The following is a 15,948-nucleotide window of genomic DNA, read 5'->3' on the forward strand; positions in this document are numbered from 1 at the left end:
AAACTTCAGAGGAAATGAGAAAATTGATTTTCTTATTGATTACACTGGTAGCGGTGACTACACAGGCGTGGGCTGATGGGAAGGTAGTATTTACTGCATCTGCACCTGATGCTGTAGTAGTGGGTGACCAGTTTAGGTTATCGTATACAGTAAATACGATAAAGGTAAGGGATTTTCGTGTGCCTTCTATAAAAGGATTTGATGTATTAATGGGACCTAATCGTTCGCAACGTATGCAATCGATTAATGGGGTTACCAATAATAGTATTACTTTTACTTATATTCTGATGGCCACGGCTGAAGGAGAATATTCTATTCCGGGTGCTACGATTACGGCAGATGGAAATCAGATGGTTTCTAATTCGGTAAAAATAAAGGTTCTTCCTCCCGATAAGACTGGAGGAAGTACTGGCAGTAGTAGCGCTTCGTCATCAAGTAGCCCAACTGGGATATCCTCTTCCGTTTCCAATCAGGATTTGCTTATTACTGCTACAGCCAATAAGACTAATGTATATGAACAGGAGGCTTTCCTTTTAACTTTTAAAATTTATACTCGTGAGTCCCAACTTCGATTTGAGAATGTGAAACTACCTGATTTTAAAGGATTCCATTCTCAAGAAATAGAAATGCCGGCTAATGCTAAATGGTCACAGGAACATTATAAGGGAAGGAATTATTTTACGACTGTATATCGTCAATTTGTATTATTTCCTCAACAATCCGGAAAGCTGACGATTGAACCTGCACGTTTTGATGCTACTATCGCGAAAGCTGTACAATCTGATGATCCATTTGATGCTTTTTTTAATGGTGGTAGCAATTATGTAAATGTGAGTAAGGTAATCATGACACCCAAGATCACAATTAATGTAACTCCGTTGCCTGCTGGTAAACCCGCTAACTTTTCTGGAGGAGTAGGGGAGTTTAGCGTCACTTCTTCTATTAATTCTAAAGAAGTGAAGACGAATGATGCTATAACGGTAAAGCTGGTAATTTCAGGAACTGGTAATTTAAAATTAATAGCTAACCCGGAAATAAAATTTCCGGAGGATTTTGATGTATATGAACCGAAGATGGACAGTAAAGTTCGTCTGACTCAAGAAGGACTTTCAGGGAGTAAGGTTATTGAATATCTTGCCATTCCGAGACATGCTGGAGTTTATAAGATTCCGGGAGTTTCTTTCAGTTATTTTGATATAAAGTCAAAGTCTTATAAAACACTGAGTACTGAAGACTATGAAGTCAAAGTGGAAAAAGGGGCAGGAAATGCAGATCAGGTTATTGCAAACTTTACTAATAAAGAGGAACTGAAAATATTAGGTGAAGACATCCGCTATATAAAATTGAATGATGTTAAACTTCAGCCGAAAGATAGTCTTTTATTCGGTTCTTTACTTTATTGGCTATTCTACATTATTCCTGCTGTTGTATTTATTATATTCTTCATAGTTTACCGTAAGCAAGCTGCAGAAAATGCAAATGTAGCTAAGATGCGTACAAAGAAAGCTAATAAAGTAGCTGCAAGACGAATGAAGTTGGCTGGAAAATTACTTGCAGAGAATAAGAAAGAAGCATTTTATGATGAAGTACTTAAAGCTTTATGGGGGTATATTAGTGATAAACTCAATATTCCGGTTTCTCGTTTGTCAAAAGATAATGTGGAAGATAAACTTAGAAATCATGGAGTCAGTGACGAGTTGATAAAAGATTTCTTGGCTGCTCTGAATGAGTGTGAGTTTGCACGTTTTGCACCGGGAGATGAAAGCCAAGCCATGGATAAGGTTTATTCATCATCGTTGGAAGTGGTTAGTAAGATGGAGAATTCAATAAAACGCTAAATTAGAGAAGATAAAGTCATGAAAAAAATATTGTTTTTTACTTTGGGCTTGTTAGTGGCAGTGATTTCTTTCGGGCAGGATTCATTAGTAACAGATTCTACTCAGAGGATGGAAGGAGATTCTGTCATTATTCGTAATACGGAGTTTTCCAGTTCTAAATTAGAGGATGCTACAAAATCTGAAGGCGACAGTGCTTATATAAGAAATGATTTTGCATCTGCAATTCAAATTTATGAATCACTGTTACGTAAAGGAGAAGCAGCTGATGTATACTATAATCTTGGAAATAGCTATTATAAAGTCAATGAGATAGCAAAGGCTATTTTAAATTATGAAAGAGCATTATTACTTCAACCTGGTAACGGAGATATTCGTGCTAATTTAGAGATAGCTCGTAGTAAGACTGTTGATAAGGTGGAAACTGTGCCTGAGGTGTTCTTTGTGACGTGGACCAAAGCATTGATTAATAGTATGAGCGTAGATGCATGGGCTGTATGCGGTGTTGTGAGCTTCCTGTTGCTAATCGTATCTCTCTATTTCTTTATATTCTCAAAACAAGTGGTATTGAAGAAAGTGGGGTTTATTACAGGTATAGTCTTTCTAATAGTTGTTGTAATGACCAATGTTTTTGCTTTTAAGCAAAAAAAAGAATTATTGAATCGGGACAGTGCAATCATAATGAATCCTAGTGTTACGGTTAGGAGTACACCCAGTGAGAATGGTACTAGTTTGTTTATTCTTCATGAAGGGCATAAAGTTGATATTAAAGATAGCTCTATGAAAGACTGGAAAGAAATTCGTCTTGAAGATGGAAAGGTAGGATGGGTACCGGTTAGTTCGATTGAAATTATTTGAGAATAGAATCTATAAATATTTTATCAAAGTCCCTCTTTAATAGTATTGGATCTATTGAAGAGGGACTTTATTGTATTATAAGAAGTTACTATTGATTTAGATTGTTTTAGCAAAAAAAAGAGGCACTTTTTTTTGTTTTATCTTTTTTTTTTCTTAAGTTTATAGCGTGATAATATAGTCACGTAGTATTAACCATTAAATTTATGAGACATGAGAACAATAACATTTAATGAACTTCGTAAAATTAAAGATTCATTGCCTAGCGGTAGCATGCATAGAATAGCCGACGAACTAAATTTAAACGTCGACACGGTGAGAAATTTTTTTGGTGGTCATAACTTTAAGGAGGGGAAAAGTGTCGGAATACATCTTGAGCCTGGTCCGGATGGTGGATTGGTTATGATTGATGATACCACTGTGCTTGATCGGGCATTAAGGATATTGGATGAATTGAATATGAGAAAAGAAGAAGCTACCGAAGCTATGCAGGCTTAAATAAAAGATAAAGTCAGAATCCCAATTGGCAAAAACAATTGGGATTTCTTATTTGTTGAATTCAATAAAACAAACGAATTATGGAAGACAAATTAGTAACTTTAGCTATTCTGACTTATACAAAAGCTCAGATATTGAAGAATGTTCTTGAAAATGAGGGTATAGAGACGTATATTCACAATGTTAACCAAATACAGCCGGTTGTGTCATCTGGTGTGCGTTTGCGTATTAAAGAAAGCGACTTGCCTCGTGCTTTAAAAATCACAGAAAGTTCAGCTTGGCTTGCTGAAAGTATAGTGGGAGAGAAGGCGCCTAAAGTAGAACACCGTACTAAAAAGGTACTTATTCCAGTCGATTTCTCTAATTATTCGATGAAGGCTTGTGAATTTGGCTTTAATTTCGCGAAATCTTATGATGCGGAGGTAATATTATTACATGTTTACTTTACACCAATTTATGCTTCATCACTGCCATATGGTGATGTATTTAATTATCAGATTAGCGATGAAGAGACCGTAAAGAATGTGTTGCATAAAGTTCATGATGATTTGAATGCTTTATCAGAGAAAATAAAACAAAAGGTAGCGTCAGGCGAATTCCCTGATGTGAAATATACCTGTGTGTTACGAGAAGGCATTCCTGAGGAAGAAATATTACGGTATAATAAAGAACATCGTCCTAGAATCATTATAATGGGTACACGTGGTAAAAATCAAAAAGATATTGATCTTATTGGTAGTGTAACCGCTGAAGTGATAGAACGTAGTCATACTACAGTATTGGCTATCCCTGAGAATACTCCATTTAATAGTTTTAATGAAGTGAAACGGATAGCTTTTATGACAAACTTTGATCAGCGTGATTTGATTGCTTTTGATTCATTTATCAATGGACTTGATCCATTTCATTTTTCTGTTTCTCTTATTCACTTATCAGATGTAAAAGATACATGGAATGAGATAAAACTGGCAGGCATTAAAGACTATTTCCAGAAGCAATACCCGGATCTTGAAATTCATTATGATGTGGTAATGAGTAATGATTTTCTGAATAGTTTAGAAAATTACATTAAAACAAATCAGATTGATATTATTACATTAACTTCTTATAAGCGGAATATATTTTCTCGTTTATTTAATCCAGGCATAGCTCGTAAGATGATATTTCATTCTGATACACCGCTCTTAGTTATTAATGGATGATCAAGCTCTCAAAATGCACGATTTAAAATAATGGAATAATCCACATTATGTTTAATAGAAAAAGGCAACTTACTTAAGTATAGTAAGTTGCCTTTTTGATAATGATAAATACACTATTTCTTATATTTTTCTGGAAAAATAAAGAGGTATCACTTTAGCTTGTGATACCTCTTTTTAAAGACAAGTTTTGTAATTTATATCTCTGATTAATCCATCAGTGAGATTAATTCATCAGTTTCTCTATAGCTTCAAATTCCGGTCCCATATTTAAGTTATAATAAACTCTATAAAGACCTTGCAGCCACAAATCTTTCTGATCAGGTTTTAGTTCTCTTGCTTTTTCGTAATACGGTTTAGCTTCCTCGTAGAACTTTTTGATGTTGGCTTGTGCTGTAGCATAATTCGGATCATTAATATCTGTTGGTGCTTTATCAGCATAGTCTTGTGCCTGTAGCAGATAGACTAATCCCAAGTTTGAGCATGCTTCTGCATATGTAGGGTCTACATCAAGAGTCTTCTTATAGAATTCAATTGCTTTCTCATAATCTTTCATATTATGATACAAATACGCTTTTACATACAAATATAATTTGTTGTTAGGATCTTTAGCCAACATGTCATTAGCAAATTGCATTGCTTTGTCATTCTGGTTAGAGCTACTATAATAATCAACCAGATTAGCAAAGAAATATTGATTTTCTGGGAATTTAACAATACCTTCCTGCAACTTCTCTACCCATTTGGCAGTATCGCCTTTAGCTTTATAAGCGTCTGTTAACAACTGCATTGCGAATTGGCCATTTTCTTTATCTTTCAAGGCATATTGAGCATATTTCATGACAGCATCCTTATCGCCTACTCTATCGGCAGCCAAAGTTGCATAATATGCTACTTGCGGTAAGATAGTGTCTTTTTCCAGTAGATTTTCTTTTTCTAACATAGGCAGTGTAGCTGCATCTACGTAAGCAGCAAAGAATTTTAATGCTTCTTCGTTTTGGTTTAGGTTAAAATACTGAATACCACCATTAATTAAATTGGGGCGTTCTGCCAGAATCGTTTTTGAGTTGGCACTTCTATATTTGTTTTTAATCTTACCCTTTTCATTGGGAATCTGTGCCAATTCGTCACATTTAACAAAATAATTATACATGTTCAGTACACTGTTGTATACCTTCAATGTATCATAGGGTTTTCTCAGATAAGCATTTTCCATCTCCTTTTCATTGATTCTTTTTTGGATATAACCAGCTACATCCCAAGTAGCTGCATTATCCTTTGTTTCAGGATTGGTTAGTGCTTCATTAATCAGCTGTTCAGCTTTTGCGAAGTCTGGTTTTACTTCACCGGCAATACTTTTCGCTTCTTTCACATTCTTTTCTTGAGCGAAAGCAAAACTTACAGCCATCAGTAAGACCATTGAAAATAATACTCTTTTCATGATTGTTGTTTGATTAATTATTAATATTATGTCTATTCTTCTGTTTCATTTACCAACGTGTCAGTTTCTGGATTACTTGGAATATTTCCCTCTCCCTCTTCTGCAGGAATTTCATCTTCCAAACTCTCTGACGTTACTTTACATACCGAGCCAATCTGGTCATTACGTTTCTCAAGATTTATCAGACGAACTCCTTGAGTTGCACGTCCCATAATACGAACATCAGCTACTTTCAGACGAATCGTGATACCTGACTTATTGATAATCATCAAGTCATTGTCATCTGTTACAGACTTAATTGTAACCAATTTGCCTGTTTTTTCGGTGATATTCATTGTTTTTACACCTTTACCACCGCGATTCGTTTTGCGATAGTCTTCAATATCGGAACGTTTACCATATCCTTGTTCTGAAACAACCATTACAGATTCTGTTTCAAGATCCTTGATGCAAATCATACCTATCACTTCGTCCTGTCCGTCATCATCCAATGTGATTCCTCGAACTCCAGTTGCTGTACGTCCCATAACGCGTACTGCTGCTTCATGGAAGCGTATTGCACGTCCATTACGATTAGCGATAATGATTTCATTGTTTCCGTTTGTCATACGTACTTCAATTACACGGTCGTCTTCACGAATAGTTATGGCATTTACACCATTCTGACGTGGACGCGAATATTGTTCTAATGATGTTTTCTTTATAACACCATTCTTGGTACAGAACAGTACGTAATGACTATTAATATATTTCTGATCATTCAAGCTCTTTACACGCAGGTATGCATTAACAGCATCGTCTGAATCTATGTTCAGTAAATTCTGTATTGCACGTCCTTTTGAGTTTTTGGTACCTTCGGGAATTTCGTATACTTTCAACCAATAGCACTTACCTTTTTGAGTGAAGAACATCATAGTGTTGTGCATTGTTGCCGGATAAATATGCTCAATAAAGTCTTCGTCACGGGTTTCAGTGCCTTTGGAGCCTACTCCGCCACGGTTCTGGGCACGGAACTCAGTTAATGGTGTACGTTTGATATATCCCATATGCGAAATGGTGATGATCATTTGGTCGTCTGCATAGAAGTCTTCCGGATTAAATTCTTCTGAAGAATATACGATTTCGGAACGTCGTTCGTCACCGTATTTAGCTCTTACTTCCAATAGTTCATCTTTAATCACCTTACGGCATACTTCATCATCAGCCAAGATACTTTCCAAATAAGCTATTTGCTTCATAACCTCGTCGTATTCAGCATGAAGCTGATCCTGCATCAAGCCGGTTAATTGGCGCAGACGCATTTCAACAATAGCACGTGCTTGAATTTCGCTCAGTTTGAAACGTTCCATCAGCCCGGAGATTGCGTCGTTAGGTGTTTTTGCTGCACGAATAATACGGATTACTTCATCAATATTATCCGAAGCAATAATTAACCCCTCTAATATGTGTGCACGTTCTTTAGCTTTACGTAGATCAAACTGGGTACGGCGAATGACCACATCGTGTCTATGCTCTACAAAATATACGATTAAGTCACGTAAATTCAGCATCTTAGGACGTCCGTTGACTAATGCTACGTTGTTTACACCAAACGAAGTCTGCAATGCTGTCATTTTATAAAGTTTGTTCAGCACTACACTTGCGTTAGCATCACGCTTGATATCGATAACAATACGCATACCTTCACGGTCGGACTCGTCATTAGCATTGGAGATGCCTTCTATCCTCTTTTCATTAACAAGGTCAGCGATTGCTTTGATCAATTCTGCCTTATTAACGTTGTACGGAATCTCTGTAACAACGATCTTGTCATGTGTTTGTCCAGACTCTATTTCGGCTTTTGCACGCATGACAACACGCCCACGTCCTGTAAGGTAGGCTTCACGTACACCACTTATACCATATATATATCCTCCTGTCGGAAAATCGGGTGCCTTTACGTATTCCATCAATTCCTCTACAGTAACATCTTTATTGTCAAGATAAGCTTCACAGGCATCGATGACTTCAGACAGATTATGAGGTGGCATGTTCGTGGCCATACCTACAGCGATACCCGAAGCCCCGTTGACCAGTAAGTTAGGAATGCGTGTTGGCATCACTTTGGGTTCCATCAGTGTGTTGTCAAAATTAGGCTCAAAGTCTACAGTTTCTTTGTAGAGGTCCTGCATCATTTCTTCACCTAATTTATTCAAGCGTGCTTCAGTATAACGCATGGCAGCAGGACTGTCACCGTCTACAGAACCGAAGTTTCCTTGTCCGTCTACCAACGGATAACGCATTGCCCATTCTTGAGCCATACGTACCATAGCAAAATATACGGAAGAATCTCCATGCGGGTGATATTTACCAAGTACTTCACCTACGATTCTAGCTGATTTTTTATAAGGTTTATCTGACGTATTTCCCAGTTCCATCATTCCGTAAAGAATTCTACGGTGAACGGGCTTAAATCCATCTCTAACATCAGGAAGGGCACGTGAAACGATGACCGACATGGAGTAGTCAATGTAAGATGACTTCATTTCCTCCTCAATGTTAATCTTTATAATTCTGTCTTGTTCAAGCATTTAAAAAGATTATTAATTATACATTTGTGGCTTATGAAAAACCACGCTAAAGTACTACTTTTCCTTGATATACGAAAGTTTTAACGAAGAAAGTTTTTAGGCTTTTTAAAAGGGTCCGAAGTTAGTTCTTATAATATGATGATGCTTGTATACTGGCTGTATCAATTTCTTTTCTTTAGTAGTTTTTGTGTGTTTTATTGCTCTATTATATTATAATGTATAGAAATGAAAGAAATAATGGCACGACATTTGTTATATAACAAATAAAGCAAATGATGCATAAGCAAACGATATGAAATGCGTATATTTGCAAGTAAATAATCTCTTAGAAGAAGGAAGAAAAGTATGAATAATCAATTCTCACAAAAAGTTTCCGATATTATCGTATATAGCAAGGAAGAGGCCAACCGCCTGAGAAGTAGCTATATAGGCCCTGAGCACTTATTGCTCGGCATGCTTCGCGATGGTGAGGGAAAAGCAATCGAGATATTGTCTAAGCTCAAAACAAACCTGACCGACATAAAGAAGCAGATTGAGGCCATACTGAAAGAACATGCAGATGACATGCTGCTGCCTGATGCTGACGTTCCATTGTCAAATGGGGCTGCAAAGATATTAAAATTATGTATTTTAGAAGCACGTGTGATGAAAAGTCAAGTTGCAGATACAGAACATGTTTTGCTGGCTATTCTTAAAGATAAGGATAATTTGGCAGCTACAGTTCTTGAAGCCAACCATGTAGACTATCAGCAGGTGTTTGAACAATTGTCATTACAACCTGATATCAGTGCAGGTATGGGATTCACAGAGGATGATGACGATGAAGATGAGATGAATCAGTCTCGGTCCGCTCATGGAGCGGGTGAACATCAGCAACAAGCACAGACAGCTTCCAGAAAGCCGACAAATGATACTCCTGTGCTTGACAACTTCGGTACGGATATGACTAAAGCGGCCGAAGAAGGTCGATTAGATCCTGTTGTAGGACGTGAACGTGAAATAGAACGTTTAGCACAGATACTTAGTCGTCGTAAAAAGAATAATCCTATCCTGATTGGTGAGCCGGGTGTTGGTAAATCGGCTATTGTGGAAGGATTGGCGCTTCGTATTATTCAGAAAAAAGTGTCCCGCATTCTGTTTGATAAACGTGTGGTAGCGCTTGACATGACTGCTGTTGTGGCCGGAACTAAATACCGTGGGCAGTTTGAAGAGCGAATACGTTCTATTTTGAATGAATTGCAGAAGAATCCGAATGTGATTTTGTTTATAGATGAAATCCATACTATTGTCGGAGCCGGATCAGCTGCCGGATCGATGGATGCTGCCAATATGTTGAAACCAGCTTTGGCACGTGGTGAGATACAATGCATCGGAGCTACTACTCTTGATGAGTACCGGAAAAATATAGAAAAGGATGGTGCTTTAGAGCGCCGTTTTCAAAAAGTGATGGTAGAACCTACTACGGCTGAGGAGACTTTGCAGATTCTTCGTAATATTAAAGATAAATACGAAGATCACCACAATGTAAATTATACAGATGCTGCACTGGAAGCTTGTGTCAAGTTGACAGATCGTTATATAACTGATCGTAACTTCCCTGATAAGGCTATTGATGCATTGGATGAAGCCGGTTCACGTGTACATCTTACAAATGTCAGTGTTCCGAAAGAGATTGAAGATCAGGAGAAACTGATTGAGGAGGCTAAGAACAAGAAAAATGATGCAGTGAAATCGCAGAACTTTGAGTTGGCTGCCAGTTTCCGGGATAAAGAGAAAGAACTTACCACTCAATTGGATGTGATGAAAAAAGAGTGGGAAGAGCGTTTGAAAGATAATCGCGAAACGGTTGATGCAGAAGAAATTGCTAATGTTGTATCTATGATGTCGGGCATACCTGTACAGAGGATGGCGCAGGCTGAAGGTATAAAATTGGCCGGTATGAAAGAAGACTTACAGTCGAAAGTGATTGCTCAAGATGCTGCTATCGAGAAGTTGGTAAGAGCTATTTTGCGTAGCCGCGTCGGACTGAAAGACCCCAATAAACCAATTGGTACTTTTATGTTTCTGGGACCGACAGGTGTCGGTAAAACCCACTTAGCTAAAGAATTGGCTAAATATATGTTTGGCTCTTCGGATGCGTTGATTCGCATTGATATGAGTGAATATATGGAGAAATTCACAGTTTCGCGTTTAGTTGGTGCTCCTCCGGGATATGTAGGATACGAGGAAGGCGGTCAGCTGACAGAGAAAGTACGTCGTAAGCCCTATTCCATTGTTTTGCTTGATGAGATAGAAAAGGCACATCCTGATGTGTTTAATCTCCTGCTTCAGGTAATGGATGAAGGACGTTTGACTGACAGTTATGGCAGAATGGTTGATTTTAAGAATACGGTAATCATCATGACATCAAACGTTGGTACTCGTCAACTAAAGGAGTTTGGCCGTGGAGTCGGATTTGCTACACAAAGTCGCTTAGACGATAAAGAATTCTCGCGAAGTGTAATTCAGAAGGCTTTGAATAAATCATTCGCGCCTGAGTTTTTAAATCGAGTGGATGAAATTATCATCTTCGATCAATTATCATTGGAAGCTATTACGAAGATTATCGATATCGAGTTAAAAGGCTTATATGATAGAATAGATTCGATTGGTTATAAGCTGGTTATCGAGGATAAGGCTAAGCAATTCATTGCTTCTAAGGGCTACGATGTACAATATGGAGCCCGTCCGTTGAAGCGCGCAATTCAGGCTTATCTGGAAGATGGTTTATCTGAACTGATCATTTCGGCTTCTTTGAAAGAAGGAGATACAATAACTGTTTCTTTGAACGAAGAAAAAGGAGAGTTGGAAATGAATCATGAAGCCAAAACGACTGAATAGCTAAGTTATTTCCTTTGAGTATACGTCAAAATGTCAGACCTTCGGGTCTGGCATTTTTTTTGTCTGTATCTCTACAAAAAATAATTCGATTTAATAACCAGATAATTAAAAAATACACGTTATTATGCAAAAAGGTAATATTGGAGTTACAACAGAGAACATTTTCCCTATCATTAAAAAGTTTTTGTACAGTGATCATGAGATTTTCCTTCGGGAATTAGTCTCCAATGCTGTTGATGCTACACAGAAGTTGAATACACTGGCTTCTATCAGTGAGTTCAAAGGTGAATTGGGTGATTTGACCGTACATGTTTCATTGGGCAAGGATACTATTACCATTTCCGATCGAGGCATCGGTTTGACAGCTGAGGAGATTGATAAATATATCAACCAAATTGCTTTCTCGGGGGCAAATGACTTTCTGGAAAAGTATAAAAATGATGCTAATGCCATTATCGGGCATTTCGGTTTAGGTTTCTATTCCGCCTTTATGGTTTCTAAAAAGGTAGAAATCATTACCAAATCTTATAAAGAAGGTGCACAAGCGGTAAAATGGACTTGTGATGGTAGCCCGGAATTTACTCTTGAAGAGATAGAAAAGGCCGATCGTGGAACAGATATTGTATTGTATATCGATGATGATTGCAAAGAGTTCCTTGAAGAAGCTCGTATCTCTGCACTCTTGAAAAAATATTGTAGCTTCTTACCTGTACCTATTGCCTTTGGTAAGAAAAAAGAGTGGAAAGATGGCAAGCAGGTTGAAACCACTGAAGATAATGTAGTCAACGATACTACTCCTTTGTGGACTAAAAAACCGAGTGAACTTTCTGATGAAGATTATAAGAAGTTCTATCGTGAGTTGTATCCAATGTCTGATGAACCATTGTTTTGGATTCATTTGAATGTGGATTATCCGTTCCATCTGACAGGTATCCTCTATTTCCCGAAAGTAAAAAGCAATATTGACTTAAATAAGAATAAGATTCAGTTATATAGCAACCAGGTTTATGTGACCGATTCGGTAGAAGGTATTGTTCCGGATTTCCTTACTTTACTTCATGGAGTACTTGATTCACCGGATATTCCGTTGAATGTGTCCCGTTCATATTTACAAAGTGATTCAAATGTAAAGAAGATCTCGACTTATATTTCAAAAAAAGTTTCAGATCGTTTGCAGTCTATCTTTAAGAATGATCGTACACAGTTTGAAGAAAAGTGGAATGATTTAAAGATCTTTATTAATTATGGAATGCTTACCCAAGAAGATTTCTATGATAAAGCACAGAAATTTGCCCTATTCACAGATACGGATGGAAAGCATTACACTTTCGAAGAATATCAGGCTCTTATTAAAGATAATCAGACAGATAAAGATAAGAATCTGGTTTATTTATATGCCAATAATAAAGATGAACAGTTTGCTTATATTGAAGCTGCCAAAAATAAAGGATATAATGTGTTGTTGATGGATGGGCAGTTGGATGTGGCAATGGTGAGCATGCTCGAACAAAAACTGGAGAAATCTCGCTTTACTCGTGTAGACAGTGATGTTATTGACAATCTGATTGTGAAAGAAGATAAGAAAAGCGAAGTGCTTGAAGCCACTAAGCAAGAAGCTCTGACTGCAGCTTTCAAGAGCCAGTTGCCAAAGATGGAAAAGGTTGAGTTTAATGTGATGACTCAGGCATTAGGCGAAAATGGTGCTCCTGTAATGATTACACAAAGTGAATATATGCGTCGCATGAAGGAGATGGCAAATATTCAGGCTGGAATGAGTTTTTATGGCGAAATGCCGGATATGTTTAATCTGGTATTGAATTCTGATCACAAACTGGTAAAAGAAGTGCTGTCTGACGAGGAGAAAGAATGTAGCGCAGCTATTGCACCGGTACAAGCTGAATTGGATGAAGTGACAAAACGCCGTGATGCACTCAAGAAAAAACAAGAAGGTAAAAAAGACGAAGATATTCCTGTTGCTGAAAAAGATGAACTTAACGATTTGGATAAGAAATGGGATAATTTGAAACAACAAAAAGAATCGATATTTGCAGGATACGCAGGTAAGAATAAGGTTGTTCGTCAGCTGATTGACCTGGCATTATTACAGAACAACATGCTGAAAGGTGAAGCCTTGAATAATTTTGTAAAAAGAAGTATTGAGTTGATTTAGTCTATCACATTTAATTCATATAACATAAATTAAAAGAGCATTGCGCACGATAAAAGTGTCCGTAATGCTCTTTTTTTATTAATAAATGTGCGGTCAGAGTCGATAGATTAGAAACTATTGTATATATTTGAACGTTAAATCAACCATTTACACGATGTTTTGTTGAGCCTTATGAAGAAAGTTTTTTTATTGTTATTTCTCTTTTTACAGTTCTTACCAATGCTTGTCCACGCTCAGAAAGTTGGGTTAGTATTGAGTGGTGGCGGTGCAAAGGGGCTGACACACATAGGAATAATTCGTGCCCTGGAAGAGAATAATATCCCAATTGATTATATTACAGGTACTTCTATGGGAGCTATTATAGGGTCTCTTTATGCCATGGGATATTCACCTGATGATATGGAGACATTGCTGAAGTCAGATGACTTTAAACGTTGGTATTCTGGTGAAGTGGAAGAAAAATATATGTATTATTTCAAAAAGAATCTTCCGACTCCTGAACTTTTCAATATACGCTTTTCGTTCAAAGATTCACTTAATTTAAAGCCACAGTTTTTGCCAACCAGTGTGGTTAATCCAATTCAGATGAACCTTGTCTTTATCGATCTTTACGCACGGGCAACTGCTACTTGTGAAGGCGATTTTGATAAGTTGTTTGTGCCTTTTCGATGTATAGCTTCCGATGTGTATAATAAAAAACAACTTGTCTTAAAGCGTGGTGATCTTGGAGATGCAGTACGAGCCTCTATGAGTTTTCCTTTTATGTTTAAGCCCATTGAAATAGATAGTTTATTGGCATATGACGGTGGAATTTATAATAACTTTCCTACAGATGTCATGCGAGAGGATTTTCATCCGGATATAATTATAGGTAGTGTTGTTTCTACCAACCCGGGAAAACCGAAAGAAAATGATTTGATGAGTCAGATTGAGAATATGGTAATGCAAAAGACTGATTATTCTCTTCCGGATTCGGCTGGAATATTGATGACATTTAAGTACAACGATGTTAATCTGATGGATTTTCAACGAATGGATGAACTGGTGAAAATAGGATATGATCGGGCCATGGGCTTAATGGATTCTATCAAAAGTCGTGTTCATCGTAGAGTAAATATGGATAATATACGACTGAGGCGGTTGGTTTATAAAAGTAATTATCCGGAACTCCGTTTCAAAAATATATATATCGATGGTGCTAATTCTCATCAACAGGTTTACATAAAGAAAGAATTCCATACTTCAGATGATAAAGAGTTTACCTATGAGGATTTAAAACGGGGATATTTTCGTCTATTATCTGATAATATGATCTCAGAGATTATTCCTCATGCAGTTTTTAACCCCGAAGATGATACTTACGATTTGCATTTGAAGATAAAGATGGAAAATGAATTTTCTGTTCGTTTGGGCGGAAATGTGTCCACTACCAGTTCTAACCAAATTTATCTGGGACTTACATATCAGAATCTTAACTATTATTCGAAGGAGTTTACATTCGATGGACAATTGGGAAAAATATATAATAATGCTCAGTTTATGGCAAAAGTAGACTTTGCCACTACTATTCCTACTTCTTATCGCTTTATTGCTTCGATCAGTACTTTCGATTATTTTAAGAAGGATAAGCTTTTCTCTAAAAATGATAAACCGGCTTTTAATCAAAAAGATGAGCGTTTTCTGAAACTCAAAGTTGCTCTTCCTTTTCTTTCAAGTAAACGAGTGGAGCTTGGGTTTGGAATTGCACAAATAGAAGACCGGTATTTCCAAAATAATGTAATCGACTTCGATAAAGACAAATATGATAAAAGTGAATATCGTTTGTTTGGCGGTTCAGTAAGTTTTAATGGTAGTACATTGAATTTTAGACAATTTCCTACTCAAGGAGCACGAGAGGCACTCGTTGCACAGATATTTACAGGGAAAGAACGCTTTCGCCCTGGGGTGAATTCTGAGAGCAGGAAATCTACCGAAGAGAAACATTCATGGTTACAGTTATCCTATATGAAGGAGAAATACCATAAAATGGGAGCAAATTGGACATTAGGATGGTATCTGGATGCATTATATGCGTCTAAAAACTTCTCAGAGAATTATACAGCTACAATGATGCAGGCCAGTGAATTTGCACCTACTGCACATAGTAAATTAACATATAATGAAGCTTTTCGTGCCAATCAATATCTGGCAGCCGGGATACGGCCTATTTATCGTTTAAATCAGATGTTTCACGTTCGTGGAGAGTTTTATGGCTTTTTACCGATTTTTCCTATAGAAAGAAATCCAATTAATAAGGCTTACTATGGAAAAGCTTTCTCTCGTTTCGAATATTTGGGAGAAGTTTCAGTGGTATGTCAGTTGCCGTTTGGTGCAATCTCGGCATATGTAAATCATTATAGCTCACCGAAAAGGGAGTGGAATGTCGGTTTGACGCTCGGTTGGCAATTGTTTAACTATCGTTTCATCGAATAATTTATTTGCAAAAAAGTTTGCTGAAAGC

At 37.2% G+C, this 15,948-nt stretch carries 9 protein-coding genes; 7 read left to right on the forward strand and 2 right to left on the reverse strand.

Going from position 1 to position 15,948, the window contains the following annotated elements; genetic code table 11:
* Window positions 1-14 precede the first annotated feature (14 nt).
* The 4 genes from QK890_RS00985 to QK890_RS01000 all read left to right on the forward strand — a co-directional run bounded on the left by QK890_RS00985 (window position 15) and on the right by QK890_RS01000 (window position 4,390).
* On the forward strand, window positions 15-1,838 hold the full coding sequence (locus QK890_RS00985) for a BatD family protein (RefSeq protein WP_032539373.1): 1,824 nt from the start codon (window positions 15-17) through the stop codon (window positions 1,836-1,838).
* Between the two features lie 18 nt (window positions 1,839-1,856).
* Window positions 1,857-2,693, forward strand: a complete 837-nt coding sequence (locus QK890_RS00990; RefSeq protein ID WP_032539273.1) for a tetratricopeptide repeat protein — start codon at window positions 1,857-1,859, stop codon at window positions 2,691-2,693.
* A gap of 210 nt (window positions 2,694-2,903) precedes the next feature.
* Complete coding sequence (locus tag QK890_RS00995; RefSeq protein ID WP_005777873.1) at window positions 2,904-3,188, forward strand: hypothetical protein; 285 nt, start codon at window positions 2,904-2,906, stop codon at window positions 3,186-3,188.
* A gap of 80 nt (window positions 3,189-3,268) precedes the next feature.
* Window positions 3,269-4,390: a universal stress protein gene (locus QK890_RS01000; RefSeq protein ID WP_022011368.1), complete on the forward strand. Its 1,122-nt coding sequence runs from the start codon at window positions 3,269-3,271 to the stop codon at window positions 4,388-4,390.
* A 223-nt stretch (window positions 4,391-4,613) separates the two neighbouring features.
* Here the strand turns inward: QK890_RS01000 and QK890_RS01005 are convergent, their stop codons facing one another.
* Window positions 4,614-5,828, reverse strand: a complete 1,215-nt coding sequence (locus tag QK890_RS01005) for a tetratricopeptide repeat protein (protein ID WP_005777869.1) — start codon at window positions 5,826-5,828, stop codon at window positions 4,614-4,616.
* Window positions 5,829-5,860: 32 nt separating this feature from the next.
* Window positions 5,861-8,398, reverse strand: coding sequence for a DNA gyrase subunit A (gene gyrA, locus QK890_RS01010; RefSeq protein WP_005806271.1), 2,538 nt, complete (start codon window positions 8,396-8,398; stop codon window positions 5,861-5,863).
* 345 nt (window positions 8,399-8,743) lie between these two features.
* On the opposite strand from gyrA, the gene QK890_RS01015 reads away from it, so the two are divergent.
* The 3 genes from QK890_RS01015 to QK890_RS01025 all read left to right on the forward strand — a co-directional run bounded on the left by QK890_RS01015 (window position 8,744) and on the right by QK890_RS01025 (window position 15,920).
* Window positions 8,744-11,278, forward strand: coding sequence for an ATP-dependent Clp protease ATP-binding subunit (locus QK890_RS01015; protein WP_367627120.1), 2,535 nt, complete (start codon window positions 8,744-8,746; stop codon window positions 11,276-11,278).
* A 124-nt stretch (window positions 11,279-11,402) separates the two neighbouring features.
* On the forward strand, window positions 11,403-13,448 hold the full coding sequence (gene htpG, locus QK890_RS01020; protein ID WP_005806267.1) for a molecular chaperone HtpG: 2,046 nt from the start codon (window positions 11,403-11,405) through the stop codon (window positions 13,446-13,448).
* A 219-nt stretch (window positions 13,449-13,667) separates the two neighbouring features.
* The gene (locus QK890_RS01025) at window positions 13,668-15,920 is read left to right on the forward strand and encodes a patatin-like phospholipase family protein (RefSeq protein WP_233481297.1); all 2,253 of its coding nucleotides are present in this window, start codon (window positions 13,668-13,670) and stop codon (window positions 15,918-15,920) included.
* Window positions 15,921-15,948: the final 28 nt, after the last annotated feature.

The sequence above is a fragment of the Bacteroides sp. NGMCC 1.200775 genome (assembly GCF_040798045.1).
Taxonomy (GTDB): Bacteria; Bacteroidota; Bacteroidia; order Bacteroidales; family Bacteroidaceae; genus Bacteroides; species Bacteroides hominis.

What these genes read in the sequence shown, in the direction of transcription:
- QK890_RS01005 (WP_005777869.1), bottom strand. Translation starts at nt 5,828, where the DNA reads ATGAAAAGAGTATTATTTTCAATGGTCTTACTGATGGCTGTAAGTTTT.
- gyrA (WP_005806271.1), bottom strand. Translation starts at nt 8,398, where the DNA reads ATGCTTGAACAAGACAGAATTATAAAGATTAACATTGAGGAGGAAATG.
- QK890_RS00990 (WP_032539273.1), top strand. Translation starts at nt 1,857, where the DNA reads ATGAAAAAAATATTGTTTTTTACTTTGGGCTTGTTAGTGGCAGTGATT.
- QK890_RS01000 (WP_022011368.1), top strand. Translation starts at nt 3,269, where the DNA reads ATGGAAGACAAATTAGTAACTTTAGCTATTCTGACTTATACAAAAGCT.
- QK890_RS01015 (WP_367627120.1), top strand. Translation starts at nt 8,744, where the DNA reads ATGAATAATCAATTCTCACAAAAAGTTTCCGATATTATCGTATATAGC.
- QK890_RS01025 (WP_233481297.1), top strand. Translation starts at nt 13,668, where the DNA reads ATGCTTGTCCACGCTCAGAAAGTTGGGTTAGTATTGAGTGGTGGCGGT.
- htpG (WP_005806267.1), top strand. Translation starts at nt 11,403, where the DNA reads ATGCAAAAAGGTAATATTGGAGTTACAACAGAGAACATTTTCCCTATC.
- QK890_RS00995 (WP_005777873.1), top strand. Translation starts at nt 2,904, where the DNA reads ATGAGAACAATAACATTTAATGAACTTCGTAAAATTAAAGATTCATTG.
- QK890_RS00985 (WP_032539373.1), top strand. Translation starts at nt 15, where the DNA reads ATGAGAAAATTGATTTTCTTATTGATTACACTGGTAGCGGTGACTACA.